Source organism: Synergistaceae bacterium, assembly GCA_031272035.1.
Classification (GTDB): Bacteria; Synergistota; Synergistia; order Synergistales; family Aminobacteriaceae; genus JAISSA01.
This window is the reverse complement of record JAISUO010000039.1, coordinates 1-21,127: the sequence shown is the minus strand read 5'-3', so window position 1 is coordinate 21,127 and position 21,127 is coordinate 1. Positions and strand designations below refer to the sequence as shown.

19 protein-coding genes are annotated in these 21,127 nt (G+C 58.3%); 7 read left to right on the top strand and 12 right to left on the bottom strand.

Features of this window, described 5'->3' with window-relative positions; genetic code table 11:
* Together LBR61_04895 and LBR61_04890 are read left to right on the top strand one after the other, a co-directional pair.
* Positions 1-1,049, top strand: a 1,049-nt coding sequence (locus tag LBR61_04895) for an extracellular solute-binding protein (GenBank protein MDR1731413.1), incomplete at its 5' end; no start/stop codon positions are given.
* Positions 1,050-1,154: 105 nt separating this feature from the next.
* Positions 1,155-1,859 carry an HAD family phosphatase gene (locus LBR61_04890; protein MDR1731412.1) on the top strand — a complete coding sequence of 235 codons (705 nt, stop codon included), beginning with the start codon at positions 1,155-1,157 and terminating at the stop codon, positions 1,857-1,859.
* A 241-nt stretch (positions 1,860-2,100) separates the two neighbouring features.
* On the opposite strand, the gene LBR61_04885 is transcribed toward LBR61_04890, so the two are convergent.
* The 11 genes from LBR61_04885 to LBR61_04835 all read right to left on the bottom strand — a co-directional run bounded on the left by LBR61_04885 (position 2,101) and on the right by LBR61_04835 (position 15,509).
* Positions 2,101-3,228 carry an isocitrate/isopropylmalate dehydrogenase family protein gene (locus LBR61_04885; GenBank protein MDR1731411.1) on the bottom strand — a complete coding sequence of 376 codons (1,128 nt, stop codon included), beginning with the start codon at positions 3,226-3,228 and terminating at the stop codon, positions 2,101-2,103.
* Entirely contained in the window at positions 3,225-3,734 is a 510-nt protein-coding gene (gene leuD / locus LBR61_04880) for a 3-isopropylmalate dehydratase small subunit (GenBank protein ID MDR1731410.1), read from the bottom strand. The genes LBR61_04885 and leuD overlap by 4 nt, the downstream gene beginning before the upstream one ends.
* A 13-nt stretch (positions 3,735-3,747) precedes the next feature.
* Positions 3,748-5,007: a 3-isopropylmalate dehydratase large subunit gene (locus LBR61_04875; GenBank protein MDR1731409.1), complete on the bottom strand. Its 1,260-nt coding sequence runs from the start codon at positions 5,005-5,007 to the stop codon at positions 3,748-3,750.
* A gap of 82 nt (positions 5,008-5,089) precedes the next feature.
* A complete protein-coding gene (locus LBR61_04870) occupies positions 5,090-6,649 on the bottom strand; it encodes a 2-isopropylmalate synthase (GenBank protein MDR1731408.1) in 1,560 nt (519 codons plus the stop codon).
* Positions 6,650-7,066: 417 nt separating this feature from the next.
* Positions 7,067-7,462 carry a DUF1667 domain-containing protein gene (locus LBR61_04865; GenBank protein MDR1731407.1) on the bottom strand — a complete coding sequence of 132 codons (396 nt, stop codon included), beginning with the start codon at positions 7,460-7,462 and terminating at the stop codon, positions 7,067-7,069.
* Entirely contained in the window at positions 7,459-8,727 is a 1,269-nt protein-coding gene (locus LBR61_04860; protein MDR1731406.1) for an NAD(P)/FAD-dependent oxidoreductase, read from the bottom strand. The genes LBR61_04865 and LBR61_04860 overlap by 4 nt, the downstream gene beginning before the upstream one ends.
* On the bottom strand, positions 8,724-10,244 hold the full coding sequence (locus LBR61_04855) for an NAD(P)/FAD-dependent oxidoreductase (protein ID MDR1731405.1): 1,521 nt from the start codon (positions 10,242-10,244) through the stop codon (positions 8,724-8,726). The genes LBR61_04860 and LBR61_04855 overlap by 4 nt, the downstream gene beginning before the upstream one ends.
* A 51-nt stretch (positions 10,245-10,295) precedes the next feature.
* Entirely contained in the window at positions 10,296-11,567 is a 1,272-nt protein-coding gene (larA, locus tag LBR61_04850) for a nickel-dependent lactate racemase (protein MDR1731404.1), read from the bottom strand.
* A 55-nt stretch (positions 11,568-11,622) separates the two neighbouring features.
* Positions 11,623-13,599 (bottom strand): TRAP transporter permease, encoded by a 1,977-nt coding sequence (locus LBR61_04845; GenBank protein ID MDR1731403.1) that lies wholly within the window; start codon positions 13,597-13,599, stop codon positions 11,623-11,625.
* Positions 13,600-13,696: 97 nt separating this feature from the next.
* Positions 13,697-14,716 carry a TAXI family TRAP transporter solute-binding subunit gene (locus tag LBR61_04840; GenBank protein MDR1731402.1) on the bottom strand — a complete coding sequence of 340 codons (1,020 nt, stop codon included), beginning with the start codon at positions 14,714-14,716 and terminating at the stop codon, positions 13,697-13,699.
* A gap of 532 nt (positions 14,717-15,248) precedes the next feature.
* Positions 15,249-15,509, bottom strand: a complete 261-nt coding sequence (locus LBR61_04835; protein ID MDR1731401.1) for a thioredoxin family protein — start codon at positions 15,507-15,509, stop codon at positions 15,249-15,251.
* A 263-nt stretch (positions 15,510-15,772) separates the two neighbouring features.
* Between LBR61_04835 and LBR61_04830 the strand changes: the two genes are divergently transcribed.
* From LBR61_04830 to LBR61_04810, 5 genes are all read left to right on the top strand, one after another.
* Positions 15,773-16,081 carry an HU family DNA-binding protein gene (locus LBR61_04830; protein MDR1731400.1) on the top strand — a complete coding sequence of 103 codons (309 nt, stop codon included), beginning with the start codon at positions 15,773-15,775 and terminating at the stop codon, positions 16,079-16,081.
* A 232-nt stretch (positions 16,082-16,313) separates the two neighbouring features.
* Positions 16,314-17,189 (top strand): phosphatidylglycerol lysyltransferase domain-containing protein, encoded by an 876-nt coding sequence (locus LBR61_04825; protein ID MDR1731399.1) that lies wholly within the window; start codon positions 16,314-16,316, stop codon positions 17,187-17,189.
* A 118-nt stretch (positions 17,190-17,307) separates the two neighbouring features.
* Positions 17,308-18,417 (top strand): DUF362 domain-containing protein, encoded by a 1,110-nt coding sequence (locus LBR61_04820; protein MDR1731398.1) that lies wholly within the window; start codon positions 17,308-17,310, stop codon positions 18,415-18,417.
* Between the two features lie 60 nt (positions 18,418-18,477).
* Positions 18,478-18,918, top strand: a complete 441-nt coding sequence (locus LBR61_04815) for a GNAT family N-acetyltransferase (protein ID MDR1731397.1) — start codon at positions 18,478-18,480, stop codon at positions 18,916-18,918.
* 143 nt (positions 18,919-19,061) lie between these two features.
* Positions 19,062-20,021: a TAXI family TRAP transporter solute-binding subunit gene (locus LBR61_04810; protein ID MDR1731396.1), complete on the top strand. Its 960-nt coding sequence runs from the start codon at positions 19,062-19,064 to the stop codon at positions 20,019-20,021.
* Between the two features lie 143 nt (positions 20,022-20,164).
* Here the strand turns inward: LBR61_04810 and LBR61_04805 are convergent, their stop codons facing one another.
* Positions 20,165-20,848, bottom strand: coding sequence for an Ig-like domain-containing protein (locus tag LBR61_04805; GenBank protein MDR1731395.1), 684 nt, complete (start codon positions 20,846-20,848; stop codon positions 20,165-20,167).
* Positions 20,849-21,127: the final 279 nt, after the last annotated feature.

Below are 21,127 nucleotides of genomic sequence, written 5' to 3'. Positions count from 1 at the left end.
GGATGAGAGCTTTGCATGGGAAAAAAGTGATAAGTCTGTGTATTCTGACGCTTACGGCGGTTCTGTTCGTCATGACGGGCCGCGCCGGGGCGGCGGACGGGAAAATCGGAGGCGAGCTGATTATTTACACGCCGACGGACGACGCCAACATTGCGCGGGTCATTCCGCCCTTCGAGGCAAAAACCGGCGTTAAGGTGAGCATCATCTCCGGGTCCTCCGGGGAATGTATCGCCCGGATTTCCGCGGAGAAGGAAAACCCCCAGGGGGACGTGATGTGGGGCGGGCTCACCCCTTCCGACTACAACAAATATCCGAACCTGTGGGCCCATTACGTTTCCAGCCACGACGGCGATTATCCCGAACCCTATCGCAACAAAAACGGAGTATTCAGCACTTTCGTGCTCGCGACCAATAACCTTCTGGTCAACACGGAGCTGGCCGAGGAACTGGGCGTGGAGATCAAAGGCTACGCCGACCTGCTCAACCCGGCTCTGAAGGGAAAGATCATTCACGCGGACCCCACCTCCAGCTCCTCCGCGTGGCGGCATCTGGCCACTCAGCTTTTGGTCATGGGCGGCTATGAGAGCAAGGCGTCCTGGGATTATCTGGAGGCCTTCATCCAGAACCTGAACGGCGTCACCACCACCAGTTCCTCCGCCGTGTTCCGTCAGGTGGCCGAGGGCGAGTACGTGGTGGGGCTGACTTACGAAAGCGTCTGCATCGAGCTTCTTCAGTCCGGCGCGAAGAACCTGAAGATCGTCTACATGGAAGAAGGAACCACGGCTTCTCCCATGGCGTCGGGCATCATCAAAAACGCCCCCCATATGGAACAGGCAAAGGCTTTCATGGAATGGCTGACCTCCGAGGAGTGTCAGAAAATTTACGCCTCAGGAACCCTGCGTCCCGCCAATACGCACTTGAAGCTTGCCAATCCCTACGTGGTGGACTACAGCACCATCAAGGTTTTGGAGGAGGACGAAGACTACCTCGCGAAGCACAAGAGCGAAATTCAGCAGAAGTGGACGGAGCTGTGGGCAAAATATAACTGAAACGCGGCAAGATTGAAGTCGTAACCCATAAAGATCGCATACGGGCGGCGTTCACCAAAAGAACGTCCCCGTTTTTTTCTTTAAGGTATAAGGAGTGACAGAATTTTGGCAGAAGATTTAATAGAAGAGAAGAAAAAGAAAGAAAAGAAAAAAATCGAGACCGTAATTTTTGACATGGACGGGCTGATGTTCGACACTGAAGCCCTTTACCTCAGGGGTTGGACTGTGGCGGGAAGGAAACACGGCTTCGATATTTCGGGAGAATACGCCAGAAGCTGCGTGGGGCTCCACAAGGACATCAACAAAATACGGATGACCGAGCACTTCGGAGAGGGTTTCGATTTCGACGCCGTTCGAAATGACCGCGTCGCCTGGGTTTTCGACTACATCGAAAAAAATGGAACGCCCGTGAAAAAAGGCCTGAGAGAGCTGCTGGCCTTTTTAAAGGACAAAGGCGTCAGGACGGCACTGGGGTCCTGCAGCCTGGAAGATCAGGTAAAATTCTCTCTCAAACACGCTCATCTGAACCATGACTTCGACGTCGTCGTCTGCGGTGGCGGGCTGAAGGGAAAACCGGATCCGGCTATCTATCTCCAGGTGCTGTCCGAACTGAAAACCGGTCCCGAAAAATGCCTCGTTCTGGAGGACACTCCCTACGGCGTGCTGGCTGCGTACAGGGCCGGGATCCGCTCCATCATTCTGACGCCCGACATTGTCCCGCCCACGCCGGAGACGGAAAAGCTCATTGCCGCAAAAGTCGACAGTCTGCTGGACGTGATCCCCATCATAACGGAATGGAACGGGTATTGATCTGCACCCGTTTTATACCAATTTGAAATAAAAGGCCTGATGAAGAAACTAAGCGACTCACGCGGCTCATACTTCACCGGTTCGCTGCTTATAAAGTTAGAATAGTTAAAAGCAGTGATATTCAAACATTAGCTTCTTCATTAACGCTCGGTTGAAAGCAAATTGGTATTACTTACAAATTAAAATGGCTGAAAACGGCGTAATCAGGGGGGAGGAGAACTGCTCCTCCCCGAAATTCACGCTATATCTTCTTCGCCACCGCGTCGCCGACGGTTTTGCAGAGGGCCTGACCCCCCAGCTCCACGGGACGGGTTGCCGCGCTGCCCTCTCCCAGACAGGCCGTCACCGCCGCCTCGATGGAGCGGGCCCCCTCCTGCTCTCCGATGTGGTCGAGCATCATCGCGGCGCAGAGAATCGCGGCCAGAGGATTGGCCTTTCCGGTTCCCGCGATGTCGGGGGCGGAACCGTGGACCGGCTCGAACATCGACAGGCTGTCCCCGATGTTGCCTCCGGCTCCCAGCCCCAGCCCTCCCGTCAGGGACGACATGAGGTCGCTGACGATGTCTCCGAAGAGGTTCGGGCACAGGACGACGCCGTACCGGGTGGGCGTTCGCGCCGCCTGGTAGCAGAGCGCGTCCACGTTCTGTATTTTGAGGGCGATGTCCGGGTACTCCTTCGCCACGCGCCGGGTTTCTTCGTCCAGAAATCCGTAGAGCGCGGGAACGGCGTTGGCCTTGCTGGCGAGGACGACCTCCTTTTCTCCGCGTTTTTTCGCCAGGTCGAAGGCGTAACGCGTCACGCGCTCGATCCCCGGACGGGTAAGGGCGCCGATCTGCAGCGCCGCCGGACAGTCGGGGGCGAATTTCGCGCTCAGTTTCCCGGAGAGTTTGTACAGCCCCCGCTCCGCCTCGAAGGGAACGTCGATGCCGCCGTCCTGTGTCGTGGTTCCGATGCCCATGTAGAAATCTTCCGTGTTTTCACGCACAACAACGGAGTCGATACGCGTCCCCTCCACCAGCGGGACGGGACAGGGCACGCCGGCAAAACTCCGGGCCGGGCGCAGGTTGATATATTGATCGAAGTGGAAGCGCAGCTTCAGAAGAATGCCCCGCTCCAGAATCCCCGGCTTCACCGAGGGGTCTCCCACGGCCCCCAGCAGCATGGCGTCGGCCTGTCCCATTTCCGTCAGCACGGATTCGGGAAGAATCTCCCCCGTCCGGTTGTAATGTCCCGCGCCGAAGGGATAGGGAACCCACTCCAGGGCGAAACCGTGCTTCGCTCCCGCCGCGTCCAGAACTTTCACGGCCTCCGCGGTCACTTCCGGGCCAATGCCGTCTCCAGGCAGAAGAGCGATTTTATGGCGCTTCATTTGCGCACCTCTTTAAGCTTTTTGCGGGCCCAGGGCACCAGTCCGCCGGCTCCGATCAGATCCCGCAGGAAGGGCGGGAAGGGGTTCGCCGTCCAGGTTTTCCCTTTGGTTTTGTCGGTGATGGTTCCCTTTTCCAGATCGACCTCCACCGTGTCGCCCTTCTCGATGCCCTTCACGGCCTCGGGGCACTCGAAAATCGGAAGCCCCACGTTAATCGCGTTGCGATAGAAAATCCGGGCGTAGGAGACGGCGATAACGCAGGAAATTCCCGCTCCCGCAATGGCCAGCGGCGCGTGCTCCCGGCTGGAACCGCAGCCGAAGTTGCTGCCTCCGACCATGATGTCGCCGGCCTTCACCTCTTTTATGAAGGTGGAGTCGATGTCCTCCATGCAGTGGGGGGCCAGCTCCGAGGGAATGCTGGTGGAGAGGTAACGCGCCGGAATGATGACGTCCGTATCCACGTTGTCGCCGTACTTCCAGACTTTGCCTGTCAATATCGTGTTCATAGCCGTCACTCCTTTATTCGACTTCCCGGGGATCCGCGACGCGTCCGAAAAGGGCGCTCGCCGCCGCGACCATCGGCCCGGCCAGGATGATCTCGCTCTTTGTGCTGCCCATACGACCGACGAAGTTGCGGTTGCTGGTGGAGACGCAGCGCTCGCCTCCCGCCAGAATGCCCATGTACCCGCCAAGGCAGGGGCCGCAGGTGGGGGTGCAAATCACCGCGCCGGCCTCGGTCAAATCGCGGATATAGCCCTTCTCCAGCGAGGCGTTGTAAACCTCGTAGGAGGCGGGGATGACGATCAGGCGCACGCGGTCGTGAATTTTGCGGCCTTTGAGAATTTTCACGGCCTGTTCGATGTCGGTCATTCGTCCGTTGGTGCAGGAGCCGATGAAGACCTGGTCGATTTCAATATTTTTGCATTCTTTGGCCGTTTTGACGTTCTCCGGCAGATGGGGCAGCGCCACCACAGGCTCCAGTTTATCCAGGTCGATGGAGATTCTTTTCGCGTAAGCGGCTCCCTCGTCGGGACAGATGGCTTTGAAGGGGCGTTTCGCGCGTTTTTTGACGTGGGCCAGAACCGCCTCGTCCGGGACGAAAAGCCCTGCCTTGCCCCCCGCTTCGATCGCCATATTGGCCATGGTCATGCGCCCGTCCAGAGGCAGTTTGGAAAGGCCCTCTCCGTGGAACTCCAGCGCCATGTAACGCGCCCCCTCGACGCCCAGTTTGCCGATGACGGCGAGGATCAGGTCCTTGCCTCCGATCCACTGGGAGGGGCTGCCCTCGAAGTCCACGCGGCAGGTTTCCGGGACGCGCAGCCAGGTGGTCCCCAGAGCCCAGGTCGCAGCCAGGTCCGTGGAGCCGACGCCCGTGGCCAGCGCCCCCAGCGCGCCGCCGGTGCAGGTGTGGCTGTCGGCGCCGAGAATGATCTCTCCCGGAAGGACGTAGCCCTGCTCGGGGAGGAAGGCGTGCTCCACCCCCACGCGCCCCACCTCCCAGTAGAGCATGCCCTGTTTACGGGCGAAATCCCGGCAGATTTTAGCCTGCTCCGCGGAGGCGATGTCCTTGTTCGGCGTGAAGTGGTCGGGCAAAATCGCGCAGCGCTGCGGATCGAAGACCTTTTCGGCCCCCATGTTGGCGAATTCTCTGATGGAAGGCGGCGCTGTAATGTCGTTTGCGAAGGCGAAGTCCACGCTGACCCCGCAGATGTTGCCCGGCGCGACGGGATCCTTGGTGTGCGCCGCGATGATGGCTTCCGCCATGGTGAAACTGCTCATTGTAATACCCCCCTGTTCGATTTTAGGCCCGAAGAGGCAAAGTCCCTTTTACTCCGAACCTGCTGCCTCTTCAGAACCTTCTTCATTCGATATAATTTGCGCGCTTTTTCGTAAGCTCGACGCCCTTGGCCGCCGCCAGCACGTGAAGGCGGTTGACTCCGTTGACGAACGCCTTGACGGCGGATTCGATGATGTCCGTGCTGACCCCGCGTCCGGGGGCTGTGACGGAGCCGGAGCGCAGCGTCACCGTGGTTTCTCCCAGAGCGTCCGAACGGTCGCTGGTGGCCTTGATGTTGAAGGTGAGCAGTTCGGGTTCCAGGTCGATGGCCCGGCGGATGGCGCGATAGGCCGCGTCGATGGGGCCGTTGCCCGTGGCGGCGTCGCTGATGTCTCCCTTTCCGTTGGCCAGCGTAATGACGGCCAGAGTGGGACCTTCGCCGGTTTTGACGGAACAGTGGCGAAGATCGTAAAGGTTGTCTCCGGCGAAGGGCAGAACCTCGTCGGCGATCAGGGCGGCAATATCCTCGTCGGAAAGGTCTTTTTTCCTGTCGCAAAGCTGTTTGAACAGAGCAAAAGCCTTGTCGATCTGCTCGTTCGTGAGGGCGAAGCCCAACCGCTCGATGCGATCCCGGAAGGCGTGACGGCCGGAGTGTTTGCCCAGCACCAACTCGCTGCCCGCGGCTCCCACGTCGCCGGGCTTCATGATTTCGTAGGTCAGAGGATTGACCATGACGCCGTGCTGGTGAATGCCCGCCTGATGGGCGAAGGCGTTGGCTCCTACGATGGCCTTGTTGGGGGGAACCTGCACCCCCGACAGGCGGGAGACCAGGGCGCTGACCGGGTAGAGCTTCGTCGTGTCCAGTCCCGTGGAAAGGCCGTATTCGTCGAAGCGCGTCTTCAGCGCCATGACGATTTCCTCCAGAGAGGCGTTGCCCGCCCGCTCCCCCAGACCGTTGATCGTGCATTCCACCTGACGGACCCCCGCCTGCACTCCGGCGAGGGAGTTGGCCACGGCCAGCCCCAGGTCGTTGTGGCAGTGAGCGGAGTAAATCACGTGTTCCGGGGCCTCCACACCGTCCATGATCGCTTTGCAGAATCGCTGAAATTCCTCCGGAGTGGCGTATCCCACGGTGTCGGGGATATTCAGAGTCGCGGCGCCGGCAGCCACGGCCTCTTTGAAAACCCGAATCAGGAAGGGCAGCTCCGAGCGGCTGGCGTCCTCGGCAGAAAACTCCACGTCCTCCACCAGGCTTCGGGCCAGAGAAATGGAGGATCGAACCTCGTCCAGAACCTGATCGGGCGTCATTCTGAGTTTATATTCCATGTGAATGGGGCTTGTGGCGATGAACACGTGGATGCGGTGCCGGGGCGCTTTTTTCACCGCGTCGTAACAGGCCCGGACGTCCTCCTCTCTCGTGCGGGAAAGTCCGGCTATGATGGGCTCCGGAACCTCTCTGGCGATGGCCTCGACGCAGTCGAAATCTCCCGGCGACGCGGCGGGAAAGCCCGCTTCGACAATATCCACGCCCAGCTTGCCCAGCTGACGGGCAATCTGCAGTTTCTCGGCGACGTTCAGGTTGCCTCCCGCCGCCTGCTCGCCGTCGCGTAAAGTCGTATCGAAAATACGTACCCTGTCCTTCATGTTCTCCATAATACTCACCTTCCAGCCTCTACGATTTTGACATAAATACTGATATAAATTCTGAAACATTTAAATAAGAAATCTAAAAATAAAAAAGGAGCCCGAACTTTGCGTCCGGACCCCTCTTATTCTTTGTTTTTCGCTTTCTGGCGTCTCTCGGTGTTTACGCGTCGAAAAGCGCCGGCTCAAAGAAAAGGGAGTCCGCGTTCACGTAAAGTCCGAGGAGGAGAAGGCTGAAATTCAAAGTGCACAGGTGCATCCTCAACCGCTTCGTCATGTCCGCTTACTCCTTTCCTGAGTTTAATTTTGAGTTTTATTTTTCTGTCCAAAAAATATTTTATGATTTTAAAGTAATTGATGCAAACTGTCAACTGCCGTGTAACTCATGTGTTGTTCGTGTCACTCATGTGCGTAAAATTACCCGGCTGCCGCCACGTTGCGGGTGACGATGATTTCCGTTTCGGTGCCGGCGGGGTTCTTCAGGACCACCTGCCCGATGGACAGAGGCGCGTTCAGGCTCGTCTTCCGGATTTCGGCCATGACGTCCTGAACCTTCGCCAGAGGAATGGGCTCGGCCGTCCGGACGCTGGCCAGCAGGAAATCCCCTCCGTGAACCGGCACGCTGGTGGAAATGGTGCGCATGGGGGTCTCGATCTCCTGACGCACCCAGGTTTCGCCCCTCTTGCACTGGTTTCCGGCCAGAGACAGCAGCTTCGGCCCCTCCGAGCCGCCCTCCAGGTACTCCGCCTCGATGAAACAGCCGTTGGGGCAGACGACACAGGTAAATTCACCCTTAATTCTGTTCTCGCTCATGACGCGCTCACCTCCAGAGCTTTGCCGCTCTTTTTCAGCTCCCTCAGCGCCTCGACGGAAAGCCGCATCCACACCATCTCCGCCGGATGCAGGCGCGGGTGTTTTTCTTCCTTCAGAATTGTATCACCGGCCGCGGCGCGTACCACCCCGTCCCGTTTGGGGGTCGTCACCCGGAAGGCCAGAGTCGTTTCCTCCGGATTTTCCGGAATCGTCATATGATCCGGCATGACGTAGCGCACTCCGGAGCCCGGAAGGATGGAGACGCCGGTTCCGCCGGAGGAGAGTTTCCCCGCCACGAAGGCCGCGGCGGCGCGTCCCGCCCGCTCCGCCTCCTCGGAGACCCGGTCCACCAGGTCGTGCACGTGAAGGGCGTTGCCGCAGGAGAAAACTCCAGGGATGCTGGTCATGCAGTCAGCGTCCACCAGAGCTCCGCCGGTGATGGGGCTCAGGGCGACTCCCGCCTCCCGGGCCAGCTCGTTCTCCGGGATCAGACCCACGGAGAGCAGCAGGGTGTCGCAGGGAAAGAACTTCTCCGTTCCGGCGACGGGCTGTCTTTTATCGTCCACCGTGGCCACCGTTATCCCCTCCAGGCGTCCCATGCCCGAGATGTTCACCACCGTGGTGCTCAGATAAAGGGGAATGCCGTAGTCCACGAGACACTGGCGGATGTTGCGGGGAAGCCCGCTGGACCAGGGGAGCAGCTCGAAAACGGCCTCCACCTTCGCCCCCTCCAGGGTCATGCGGCGGGCCATGATCAGGCCGATGTCTCCGGACCCCAGAATGCAGACCCGTTTGCCGGGCATGATGTTTTCCATGTTGACGAAGTTCTGCGCCGCCCCCGCGGTGTAGACGCCGCTGGGTCGATGGCCGGGGATGGACAGGGCCCCCCGGGTCCGCTCCCGGCACCCCATGGCCAGAACGATGGCCTTCGCGTGAATTTCCGTCAGCTCTCCCATCCGCGAAACGAGAAGTTTACGGTCGGAGGAGAGGTTCAGGACGATGGTGTTCTGCAGAACGGGGACGTCCAGCCCCTTCAGCTGAGCGATGAAACGCCCGGCGTATTCCGGCCCCGACAGAGCCTCGCCGAAGCGGTGCAGGCCGAACCCGTCGTGAATGCACTGATTCAGAATTCCCCCCAGAATCCGGTCCCGCTCGATCAGGACCACGTCGCAGCCCGCCTCTTTGGCCGCGATGGCGGCGGCCAGTCCGGCCGGTCCTCCGCCGATGACAACGAGGTCGCGCTCGATGACTTTCGACGCGCTCATCGGGCATCGCCTCCTTTCTCTGAGCGAACGTTTCCGGCGAACATGGGAGCTCCGCCCCGCACAAAAAAGTCCTCCGGGCGGTAGCCGTACTCATCCCGCAGCATACGGACGATCCGGGGCGTGCAGAACCCGCCCTGACAGCGCCCCATCTGAGCCCGGGCGCGGTATTTGATGCTGGCCATGGTGCGGACTCCCAGCGGGTTTTCGATGGCCTGCCGGATTTCCTTCTTCGTGATCTGCTCGCAGCGGCAGATGATCTCCCCGTACTCCGGCTCGGTTTTGATGAGGTCCATGCGCTGCTCCAGAGGCAGCTCCGAGAAGGTGCCGATGAAGCCGGGCCGCTCGGCGACGAAATCCGTCCGCTCCGTCAGAGGAATGTGCTTCACGATCATGTCCTTAACCTTCAGGGCGATGGCCGGGGAGCTGGTGAGGCCGGGACTCTCTATTCCCAGCAGGTGAATGAAGCCGGGCACGGAGGTTTCTTCGATGACGAAATCGGCGTTGCCTCCCTTTTCGGGGGGCGTCTGCTTGGGGCGGTTGCCGGCGAAACTGCGGATGAAATCCGAGGCGGCGAGGTCGGGAAGCAGCCTCAGACCCTCCCGGCGCAGGTCTGCCATGATGGCGGAGGTGGCGCGGTAGTCCTCCCGATCCTCCTCCGGAATGTAGACCGCGCTGGGGCCGATCAGGATGTTGCCGTCCACGGTGGGGGTGAGGTGGATCCCCAGGCCGGGGTCGTTGGGACCGGGAACGGGGTAGATCAGGGTTTTCAGCGTGCCGTCCAGCCGCTTGTCCAGCACGTAATATTCTCCCCGGCAGGCCCAGATTTTGACGTTCGTTATCCCCACCATGGCGCTGACCTCGTCGCAGTGGAGCCCCGCGGCGTTGACCACCAGCGCGGATCTGCAGGTTCTGCCGTCGGCGCTTCGAACCTCGAAGGGGTCTCCGGGCTTTCCCGGGCGGGCAATGGACTTCACCGCGTAGTTCAGATGGAAGTCCACTCCGTTGGCATGGGCGTTTTCGGCCAGAGCGATGGTGAGGCCGAAGGAGGAAATAATGGCGCTTGTGGGGGTCCAAAGCCCGAGAATCCCCTCGATTCCCGGCTGGATGGTCTGCATCTTCGCGTTGTCCATCAGCTCCATGCCGGGAACGCCGTTGGCCTCTCCCTGATTTTTCTGCTTGTGAAGCCCCGGAAGGTCTCCCTCCGTCAGGGCCACGGTGAGCTTGCCGATTCGTTTGATGGGAACCTTCAGTTCCCCGCAGAGTTTGTCCATCATGGCGTTGCCCTTCACGTCGAGAACGGCCCGCTCGGTGCCGGGAGCGTAGTTGATGCCGGAATGAACCACGGCGCTGTTGCGGCTGCTGGTCCCAAGGCTCACGTCCGGCTCCTTGTCCACCACGGCCACCCTCAGCCGCTCTCCGCCGGTTTTTTTGTGGCGGGCGAGCTCCCGGGCGATGGCGCAGCCCACGACTCCGGCTCCTATAACCAGAACATCGTAATTGAGATCAATATCAGTCAATATTTCTATCCCCTTTTCAACTTCAATTTCAGCCTTAACTTCAGAGCCGTATCAGTCCGCCGGATTCGGGAGGACGATGCCCCCCTGAGGGATCACCCAGGCGGTGAAATCCTCGCCGAAGCGTTTTTGCAGCATGGGAAGCACGTCGTCGGTTTTGTCGATCTTTTCGCAGAACATCAGGCGGCTTTCCCGTTCGTTCATCTTCGAGTAAAGGTACATGTCGAAGTCCCGGGCGTGGGTGGCCATGTAGTAGAGCTTGTGGGCGCCGAAGCGGAACTCCGCCTCGAACTCCCGCATCACCTGTTCCTTTGTCCAGCCCCGTTCCGCCCATTCCGCAAAAACCTTGTGGCCGTAGCCTTCCTCCAGCTCGGCGAAGAAAACCATGGCGCCGCCGTTCCGCACGGCCCGGGAGGCCATGTAGATTCCCTTGTGGGCCTGGTACATGTTGATGTCCTTCGGGTAGCCGCCGGCGGAGACGATGACGGCGTCGGCCCGTTTGGGGATGGAGACGAAGTTCATGGCCCGGAAGGTCTTCACGCCCTCCATCCAGGCGTCCCGGAAGTGGCCGCCCACCACGCGGACCACGTTTTTGTGGCTGTCGGAGACGAGGTTGACGATGAAGTGCAGTGGGCAGAACTTCTCCACCGCCACGTCCGTTTCCTCGTAGACCCGGTTTCCCTCCAGCAGGCCGATTCCCACCCCGGGGGCGGTCATCATGGCGTGGTTGCGCATGACCGTCTCACGGCCCGCCACGCCGGGCAGGATGCTTTTCCGGCCCCCCGCGAATCCGGCGTAGTAGTGCAGCAGCACCTCGCCGATGGCGATGCGGAGGTCCGACTCCGCCACGATTTTGTTGACCTTCATTTTGTTGCCGGTGGGGAGGGTCCCCATGTCCACCAGGTCCGGCGCGTCGCAGTCGTGGTTGACGATTTTCCACCCCGCCGAAACCACGCCGCCGCCCACGGCCTTCTCGATTTCCTCCGGGGTCATGGCCCGGTGGGTCCCCGTGGCGACCACGATGGTGATGGACTCCCGAGTCGCCCCCAGCCGCGTCAGCTCCTCCAGAAGAGGCGGCAGAACGTCGTAAGTGGGGGTGGAGCGCGTCATGTCGTTGACGATAATGGCGATTCCGCGGGGCTTTTTCTCCTCCATCAGCGCCGACAGAGAGGGGCCGGCGGTGGGGGTCGCGAGGACGGCCCGGACGGCCGCCCCCAGGTCCTTTATGGGGGGCAGGGACGCGGAGGGCTCCAGCACCCCCAGAACGTTGCGGTCGGGGAGGGAGAGCCGGACTTCCTTTCTTCCATATTTGAGTGTGATATCCATATTTTTCACTGACTTTCCTCAGATTCAGGATTTACTGTTCAGGATTTATTTTTATTTACGCCGCCGTTTCGGATTTGGGGGTGGTGTACTTCAGGTACAGGAAGAGCCCGAGGACGATGACGATGCCCGCGATGTCGGTGGCGACCCCCGGAATGATCAGGAGCAGAGATCCGGCGAAGAGCATAAGCCTGAAGAAAACGCTGAGGGGCCGGGTGGTGTAGCCCTGCATGGCCACGGCGGCTGCCACGACGCCGATGAAGGCGGAAACCGTCGCCAGCACGATCTCACCCACCGTGCTGTTGACGAAGAGCAGCGCCGGAGCGTAGATGAAGGTGAAGGGGATGACGAACCCCGGAAGGGCTATGCGGAACCCCGTCCAGCCCACCTCCGAGGGGTTCTGCCCGGACAGGCCGGCCGCGCCGTAGGAGGCGATGGCCACGGGAGGCGTCAGGTTCGACAGGCAGGCGAAGTAGTAGCAGAACATGTGGGCCGCCAGGGGGTTGACCTTCATTTTCAGCAGGGCCGGGGCCGCGATGGTGGCCGTGATGATGTAGCAGGCCGTGGTGGGCAGGCCCATGCCCAGAATAATCGAGACGATCATGGTCAGGAAGGCCGTGAAGAAGATGCTGCCCTGAGCCAGGGAGACGATGCTGTTGCCGAGAACGAGGCCCAGCCCGCTCATGTTGGTGATGCCGTTGATGATGCCCACCACCGCGCAGGCCACTCCGACGCTGACGCTCTGACGGGCCCCCTGTTCCAGAGCCCGGACGTATATTTTCAGGGTCGCCACAAAGGTGCCTTTGAAGATACTGGCGACGCTGGTCACAAAAACAGAGCTCAAAATGCCGTAGAAGGCCGCGTAGAGGGGCGTGCGTCCCTTGAGCAGAAGCCACACGATGACCACCACCGGGATGATCATGTAGCCTTCACGGCGCATGACGGAGAACACGGAGGGAATCTGACTGCTGGGCACGCGCTTCATCCCCAGGCGGATCGCCTCCACGTGGACGTAGGCGTACTGGGAGATGTAGTAGAGAATGGCCGGTATCGCCGCCGCCAGCATGATTTTGCCGTAGTCCATCCGCAGGTACTCGGCCATGATGAAGGAGGCGGCCCCCATCACAGGCGGCATGATCATTCCTCCCGTGCCCGCGGCGGCCACCAGCGCGGCGGAGAACACCGGTTTGAACCCGGCGCTCTGCATGAGGGGAATGGTGAAGGTCCCCGTCGCCGCCACGTTGCCCACGGCGCTGCCGTTGATCATCCCCATGAGCCCGCAGGTCACGATGGCCACCTTGGCCTCTCCGCCGATGGTCCGGCCGGCGATGCAGAGGGCCAGGTCCTTGATGAAGCCCCCCATGCCCGTCTCTGCCAGAAAGGCGCCGAAGAGGATAAAGAGGAAGATGTAGGTGGCGGAGACCCCCAGCGCCACGCCGAAGATGCCCTCGGAGGAAAGGTAGGTCTGGTAGATGATCCGCCGCACCGAGAAGCCCGTGTGCCCCAGGACCCCCGGAATGTACTCGCCCCAGAACCCGTAGGCCAGAAAGACGAGAGAGAGCAGCATGAGCTCCTTGCCCACGGAACGCCTCGTGGCCTCCAGAACGCAGACGGTGACGATGGCCCCCATGACGTAGTCCCTCGTGATGGCCGTGCCCCGAATGCTGAACTCGTCGAAGTAAAAGAGCAGATAAATGCTGGACACGACGCCGAACGCGCACCAGATCAGATCGCAGATCGACGGCGCGGCGCCTTTTTTCTTTTTTCCAAACGCGGGATAGAGCAGGAAGGTGAGACCCATGAGGAAAGCGAGGTGGACACTGCGGTGCTGCATGGCGGGCAGCATCCAGTATCCGGAGGAGGTTACGAGGTGGTACAGGGACATCACAATGGTAATGACCGAGACGATGGCCGCCCAGCGGCCGGCGTATCTGCGGAAACTCGATTCCCTGTCGATCTCCCCGAGCACTTCTTCCGCTTTGGCCTGCGAAATCTCTTCCGTCGGTTTGCTTGCGGAGATTGCGTCATCAGGCATAATGTCAGCCTCCAGTATGAATTTTTAAAAAAAGGACAATCCAGACTCTTTATTTAAAAAAGCCTGGATTGTCGGAGGGTTCAATGGTTTTTCCGAACTATTTCGCGGGCTTCAGATTGGCGGGAACGGTGATGCCCTTTTCCTCGAAGTATTTGATGGAGCCGGGGTGCAGGGGAACCGTCATGCCGTTGAAGGCGTTCTCCACCACCGTGTACTCCGTGGCGCTGTGGCCGAGGACCATGTCGCTGTGGAAGTCGTAGGTGGCCTTCGTCAGCATGTAGACCAGGTCGTCCGGATACTTGGCGTCGGTGAAAAGGATGTTGGACAGGGCGATGGTGTACACGTCCTTATCCTGCTTGGGATAGGTGCCCGCGGGGATGGTGAAGGGGAAATACCAGGGATACTTGTCGCAGATGATCTTGATTTTGTCCGCTTCCATGGAGAGCAGCTCTCCCGCGTCGGAGGACAGCATGTCGATGACGGCCGCCGTGGGGACTCCGCCGGCGATGTGGGTGGCGTCGATCTGCTCGTTCTTCATCTGGTCGGCGGCCTCGTTGTAGCCCAGATACTCGGCTGTGACGGTGACCTCACCCTTGTCCTTCATGTAGTTGAGGCCGTAGGCGGCCAGCATTTCCCGGCTGTTGATCTCCGTGGCGCTGGCGACCTGGCCGGGGACGATGTGCTTGCCCTTCAGGTCGGCGACGCTTTTGATGTTGAGACCCTTCCGGATGACCCACTGCATGACGTTGGGGTACAGAGTGAACATACCCCTCATGCTGGTGTAGGGGAACCCCGCCTTGCCCTCGTAGATGTCCGTGCCGTAGTAGGCGTAGTAGCAGATTCCGTTCTGTCCGATGGCGATCTGCACCTCGTCGTTCTGCATCAGCTCGATGTTCTGAGGCGTTCCCGCCGTGGACTGCGCCGAGGCGCGGACCTTTCCGTCCAGCTGCGTGCTCCAGATCTGCGCCATCGCGTTACCGATGGGGTAGTACGCGCCGCCTGTTGTGGCCGTGGCGATATTCACCCGATAAGGCGCGGCGGAAGCGGCTCCGCCGCTCGACAAGACCAAAACGCACACCGACAGAACAAGCACCAATAAGACCAGACACTTTTTCATACCCAGGACCTCCTCATTTTTGTCTATGGTATCCCTCGCGAAAAACCATTTTTTCGCGTAAAACCTCAAGCGCACAAACACAGCCCGTTCAACAGTATTATCGCGATTGTCGCGGGCTTTGATTTTTCAGATTGTACAATTTTATTATCCAAAAAGGCAATATTGTGAATTAGCCAAAAAATAAGTTCAGCATTCACTTTATTTTGATACTATTATAACATTCACTTTCGTAACATTCACTCCGGTCGTTCCGTCGGGAGGCGTTAAAAGTTCGTTAAGAAAAGAGGGTTTCCGACAAAAGAACGAAGCTGCTCCGGCCTTTGAAGTTCCTTCCTTTCCGCCTGAAAAAAAATGGAATGGTTGAAAGTCACTCGTGAACGCTCATGTGGATAACTCCTGTGGATAATGTGAATAACCATCAAAAATCATTCGGAGTAATTCAGATGAATCCAGTAAAATCAAGCAGGAAGGAATCCGCAAAAAAAAACGGAACCGGAAAAACCGATTCCGTCTCCGCCTTTCGTTTGCGTCGTCAGGCCAAAGCCGCCGCGTAGACTTTTTCGATCGCTTCCCTGGAGGGGACGCCCTCGTGGATTTTTTCGTCCCCCACGTAGAACGTTGGAACGTAGTAGTAGTCGAACGTGGCAGCGTAGTCCGCCTCTTTCGTCTCGTCGATTTTCTTCACTTCCACGGCTTTGTACTCCGGGTGCGCGGCAAGAATTTCCTCCATCAGCGCAAGAGCCTTTTTGCAATGGGGACAGGTTTCCATCAAAAACAGCTTTACTTCCTTCATTGCGATACATCTCCTTTCATCATCAACATCTCCGCCAAGAGTATCATATTCATTCAAAATTTTCTCCAGCCATGTACACTGTCGGATGGACTGTCAACGTAAAAATACAAAATTTTGTGAGTCTATAGAACTAAATAGCATAGGTCTATAGATTCATTTTGCATTTTTTGTGTAAAAATCGTCCTAAATTACCTGTCCAGGGCCTTGCATATTTTATAATGCCTGATAGAATGCAGGAAAATCTTTCCGTGGAGGTGTAAGTTGTGACAAAGGCTGAACTTATTGATGGGATCGCGAATAGTCTTGGAGCGAAGAAGAAGGACGTAATTCCGGTTGTAGAGGCTGTTTTCGATTCTATCCAAACCGCGTTGTCCAAGGGCGAGAAGTGCACGTTCGTCGGTTTTGGCGTTTTTGAGGTGAAGGATCGCGCCGCTCGCGAGGGCCGCAATCCTCAGGATCCCTCCAAGATCGTCAAGATTCCCGCGAAGAAAGTTCCCGTTTTCCGTCCTGGCAAGGATCTGAAGGAAAAAGTTCTCAAAATGAAGGCAAAGCCCGGCGCAAAAAAGAAGTAAAAGCTTTCACGGTTTTGGTTTTTTCGAAGGCGGCCCCCAGGGTGCCGCTTTTTTTGTCGTCCGGCCCGCCTGCATGAACGGGAAAATAAATGAGAAAATCCGTTCGGAAGCGACTATAATAGGGGGGTAACGAAGAATTTTGGAGAGAAGCCCCGCTGGATTTTCGCAGGATTTCTTTCCTTTTTTCGAGTGGGAACTAAAAGAGCCGCTGAGGAAGGATGAAAGTTGAAATATGTTGCCTTTTACACCGCTGAGTTTTGCCGACCGGGAGCGATATTCCGCTCTGTACGCCCAGACGCCGGAGAAATGTTCTGAGTATTCTTTTTTTGCTCTGTGGGGATGGGACGAGTCCGAACCCACCGAACTGGCCTGGGATTCCGGGCTGTGCTGGATACGCTCTCACGGCCACAGAGAGGGGCTGCTGGCCCCTGTGGGCCCCTGGGACGCCCTGAACTGGGAGGAAGTCCTGGAGCGTTTTCCGGGGAGGGGAGGGGAGCTCCTGGACGTGCCGGAGGCCCTCGTGGGGTATTTTCCGGAAAAGCTGCGGGAGCGCATTCAAATGGAGGAGCTTCGGAACGAGTGGGAATACATTTACTCCGCTCCGGCCCTTCGAGAGCTGAAGGGACGCAAATACGACCACAAGCGCACCCACGTTCGGTCCTTCACCGACAGCTACAACTGGGAGTACGTCCCCCTGCTGCCCGAGGACTTCGACGATCTTCTGGCCTTTCAGGCGGAGTGGTGCGCCCGCCGCAACTGCGGGGACAACCCGCTGCTCTGCGCGGAGGATCAGGCCATTCACCGGGCGCTGGAGCTGTGGGAGACGCTTCCTCTCAGCGGCGCCATGCTGCGGGTGGACGGAAAAGTCGTCGCCTACACCATTGCCGAAGAGCTCTCCCCCGAGATCATCGACATTCGTTTTGAAAAAGCCGACAGCGATTACTCCGGGGTCTATCAGGCCCTCAACCGCTTTTTCCTGGAACGTCAGGGTCAGTCCTGCCTCTGGGTCAACCGCGAGGAAGACATGGGCAGCCAGGGACTCCGGGACGCCAAACTTTCCTACCATCCCGACCATTTTATTAAAAAATTTAAAATAAAATTATTATAAGTAAGATTCTGGATATAGAGGGGCCGCTGTCGCGAAAATAGCCTGGGGGTTCGACCGCTGCGGTCCCGCTTCCATAAGGGTTTTGTACGAGGCGGCATAATCAGGGAGGGGTAGGGAAATGACTGCGTCTAAAGTGTACTTTACCGATATGCGCTGCAAAGTGGGAGTCAGTCTGCTGGAGAAGCTGGACGCGCTGATGGTGCAGGCCGGCATTCAGCAAATCGATTTTCGGGACAAATACACGGCCATCAAGATTCACTTTGGAGAGCCGGGAAATCTCGCCTTTTTGAGGCCCAACTTCGCGAAGACGGTGGCCGATCGCATCAAAGCCCTGGGGGGTCTGCCCTTCCTCACGGACTGCAACACGCTCTACGTGGGGCGGCGCAACAACGCTCTGGTCCACCTGGACGCGGCCGCGGAAAACGGCTATTTCCCCCTTTCCACCGGGTGTCAGAACATCATCGCGGACGGGCTGAAGGGAACCGACGACGTGGAAGTTCCGGTGGAAGGCGGCCAATACTGCAAAACCGCCCTGATTGGCCGGGCCATCATGGACGCCGACGTGGTGGTGTCGCTCAATCACTTTAAAGGGCACGAGGTGACGGGCTTCGGCGGCGCCATCAAGAACATCGGCATGGGGAGCGGAAGCCGGGCCGGAAAGATGAACATGCACTGCGGCGGAAAGGTGAAAGTTAAGGCGGAAGTTTGCGTGGGCTGCCGGATCTGTTCCCGCTACTGCGCGCAGAAGGCCATTTCCTTCGGCGCGGAGGGCAGGGCGGTGGTGGACGTCGAAAAATGCGTGGGCTGCGGCCGGTGCATCGGGACCTGCAACGCCCACGCCATCTCTCCCGCGAGCTGGAGCAGCGGGCAGGACGTCAACTGTCGAATGACGGAATACTGCAAGGCGGTCCTGTCGGGGCGGCCCGGTTTTCACATCAGCGTGGTCAATCAGGTCTCTCCCTACTGCGACTGCCACGGGGAGAACGACGCCGCCGTGGTGCCGGACATCGGGATTTTTGCCTCCTTTGATCCGGTGGCTCTGGACAAGGCCTGCATCGACGCCGTCAACGCGGCTCCGGGGATTTCCTCCAGCATTCTCTCGGAGCGGGAACACACCCACAAAGACCACTTCACCGACATTCACCCGGACACGGACTGGAAAGTTCAGATCGAATACGCTGAAAAAATCGGTCTGGGCACAGGCCGTTACGAACTCGTCACAATATAAAAAGGGGGTTTCAGGGGAGCGGGCGGATCGAAGGTTTGCGACACTCCCCTGAGCTTTAAAATGATAAACATTCGGGAAATGACGGTGGCGGACTATGACGCCGTTTACAGGCTCTGGCGGGAGACGGAGGGCGTGGGGCTGCGGACGCTGGACGACTCCCGGGAGGGAATCGAGCAGTTCCTGCGGCGAAACCCCTCCACCTGCTTTTTGGCGATGGACGACAAAAACGAAAAAATCCTGGGCGTTCTGCTCTGCGGCCACGACGGACGCCGGGGGTACATCTATCATTTTCTGGTGATCCCCGCCTGCCGGCGGCAGGGTTTGGGCCGGGCTCTGCTGGAGGAGGCTCTGAGGGCCCTGAAAAAACAGGGGATCCGCAAGTCCGCCCTGGTGGTGTTTGCCGACAACGCCGTGGGAAACGCTTTTTGGGAAAAAATGGGCTTCATCTCGCGCCCCGATCTGATTTACAGAAATAAAAGTCTGGATGAACGCAATTTTTAATATATTCTGCCACTTTTTTGAAGAAATTTTTTGGTTATGAGTGACATTATAAGCGAAAAACTCCTTGCAAAAAATGTTTTTTTAATTATATTCAGTTATGTACCATCATATATGTACCATCACAAAAAGAGGAGGTCAGGATTGTGAAAAAAACGTGCCTTTTGCTGTGTGCGGCAGTCTTGGTGGGGGTACTCTGTGCGGGGGGCGCGGAGGCGAAGACGTTTTTGTCCATCGCCACCGGCGGAGTGGCCGGCGTTTACTATCCTATGGGCGGCGGGCTTGCGCAGGTGATCAGCTCTCACGTTCCGGATGTTGAGGTGACGGCGGAGACGAGCAACGCCTCCGCGGCGAACATCAACCTTCTGTCGACCCATGAGGTGACGATGGGGATCGTGCAGAACGACGTGGCCTATCGCGCATCCAAGGGGGAAAAGCCCTTCACCGCGCCGATCACCAACCTGCGGATGATCGCCTCGCTGTATCCCGAACATCTGCACTGCGTGACCCTCAAGGGCAGCGGCGTCACGAAGCTCGACGACATCAGGGGAAAGAGGGTTTCCGTGGGCGCGCCGGGGTCCGGTGTGGAAGCCAGCGTGAAGCTCGTTCTGGAAGTCGCGGGTATGTCCTATGACGATTTCAAGCCGGATTTTCAGGATTACGCTCAGACGGCGGAGCGGCTTCAGGACGACCAGCTTGCGGCGGGATTCCTGCTGACGGGTTACCCGACCTCCGCGATCATGTCTCTGGCGGCCCAGAAGGAAATCGACATCGTTCCCCTGGACGAGGGCCTGCTGGATAAACTGCTGAAGACCTATCCCTTCTTCACGAAGGACGTCATTCCGGCGGGAGCCTACGCGGGCGTGAACCACGACACCCTGACGGCGGCGGTGCTGGCGGTGCTGGTCTGTGACGCTTCTCTGTCCGACGACCTGGTTTACAACATCACGAAGGCCATTTTCGAGAACCTCGACGAGCTGAAACCCGTTCATGACAAGGCCAAACTGATCTCCCTCGACAAGGCTCTGGAGGCTCCCGCGGTTCCGGTGCACCCGGGCGCGGCAAAGTACTACACCGAAAAGGGATTGAAGGTTCCGCAGCTTTAAGATAATAAGAATCAGGAAAGTCAAAAAAACTGATATTTGCGGTTGCACGCGGCGGCGGGGGCCTGATCTTCCCCGGCCGCCGTTGTGTTCTGTCAGGAGAGAACGCAGACTGTCGCGCAGCCGTAAAACTCGTATTTTCATTTTTATTTTTTCCTTCGCAGAGCGACCGTGAGCAGCAGCAGGATGAGGGCTCCCGCCACCGTGAATCCCGTGTTGCAGCCGGCGTTGGAGATGTCGCCCCTCGCGCTGAGCAGAGGCAGAGTATCGGGGTTTTCCCAGCCCCAGGGGGCGGACATGACCAGAATTCGAGCCCTGGCCTTTACCGTCGGGTCTGCTTTGGACACGGCGATGATCGTCACAGACCCCGGACGTTTGCCCCGGACGACGCCCCTCGACACCGTGGCCACCCTCCAGTCGCTGGTTCTCCAGATCAGATTCTGATCCGCGCTGACGGGATAAACCGTCGGCTTCAGTTTCAGTTTCCTTCCCACGATCATCACTCCTCCCTGAGGTTCCAGCGTGATGGACACCGGCGGCATCAACGCTGAGGGAATCGCTTTGGGGGTCGGCGGGAGCACGGGACCGGAAACAGGCAGAGAGTTTGGACTATATTGGTCAATATTTTTGTCCTCTTTTTCAGGTTCAAAAAGGTCTGTGGCGGAGTTGTCCGTCGGTGCGGAAATGACGGCCCTCCGCCCGGATTCCAGGGGGTTGTTCCCCAGAGCCAGGGTATTCCGGAGCCGCGCCGTTTCCGCAAAGGAGACCGTTCCCTGCGACAGAATCAGCGTCAGGAGCAGAATCAATAACTGTGTCGTTCTTTTTGTCACTCGTTTTGCCTCTTTTTCATTACAAATATTTATAATACGAATAAAAAGTCCCGTATTACTCTTGTTTTATTATGCCTTTGAGTCTATGTCGATTTATAACGTTTGTAAATGCAAAAGTTTATGATATTTTTATGAGTGAATTTAACGGAATGGAACCTTCTCATACCAATTTGAAATAAAAGGCCTGATGAAGAAACTAAGCGACTCACGCGGCTCATACTTCACCGGTTCGCTGCTTATAAAGTTAGAATAGCTAAAAGCAGTGATATTCAAACATTA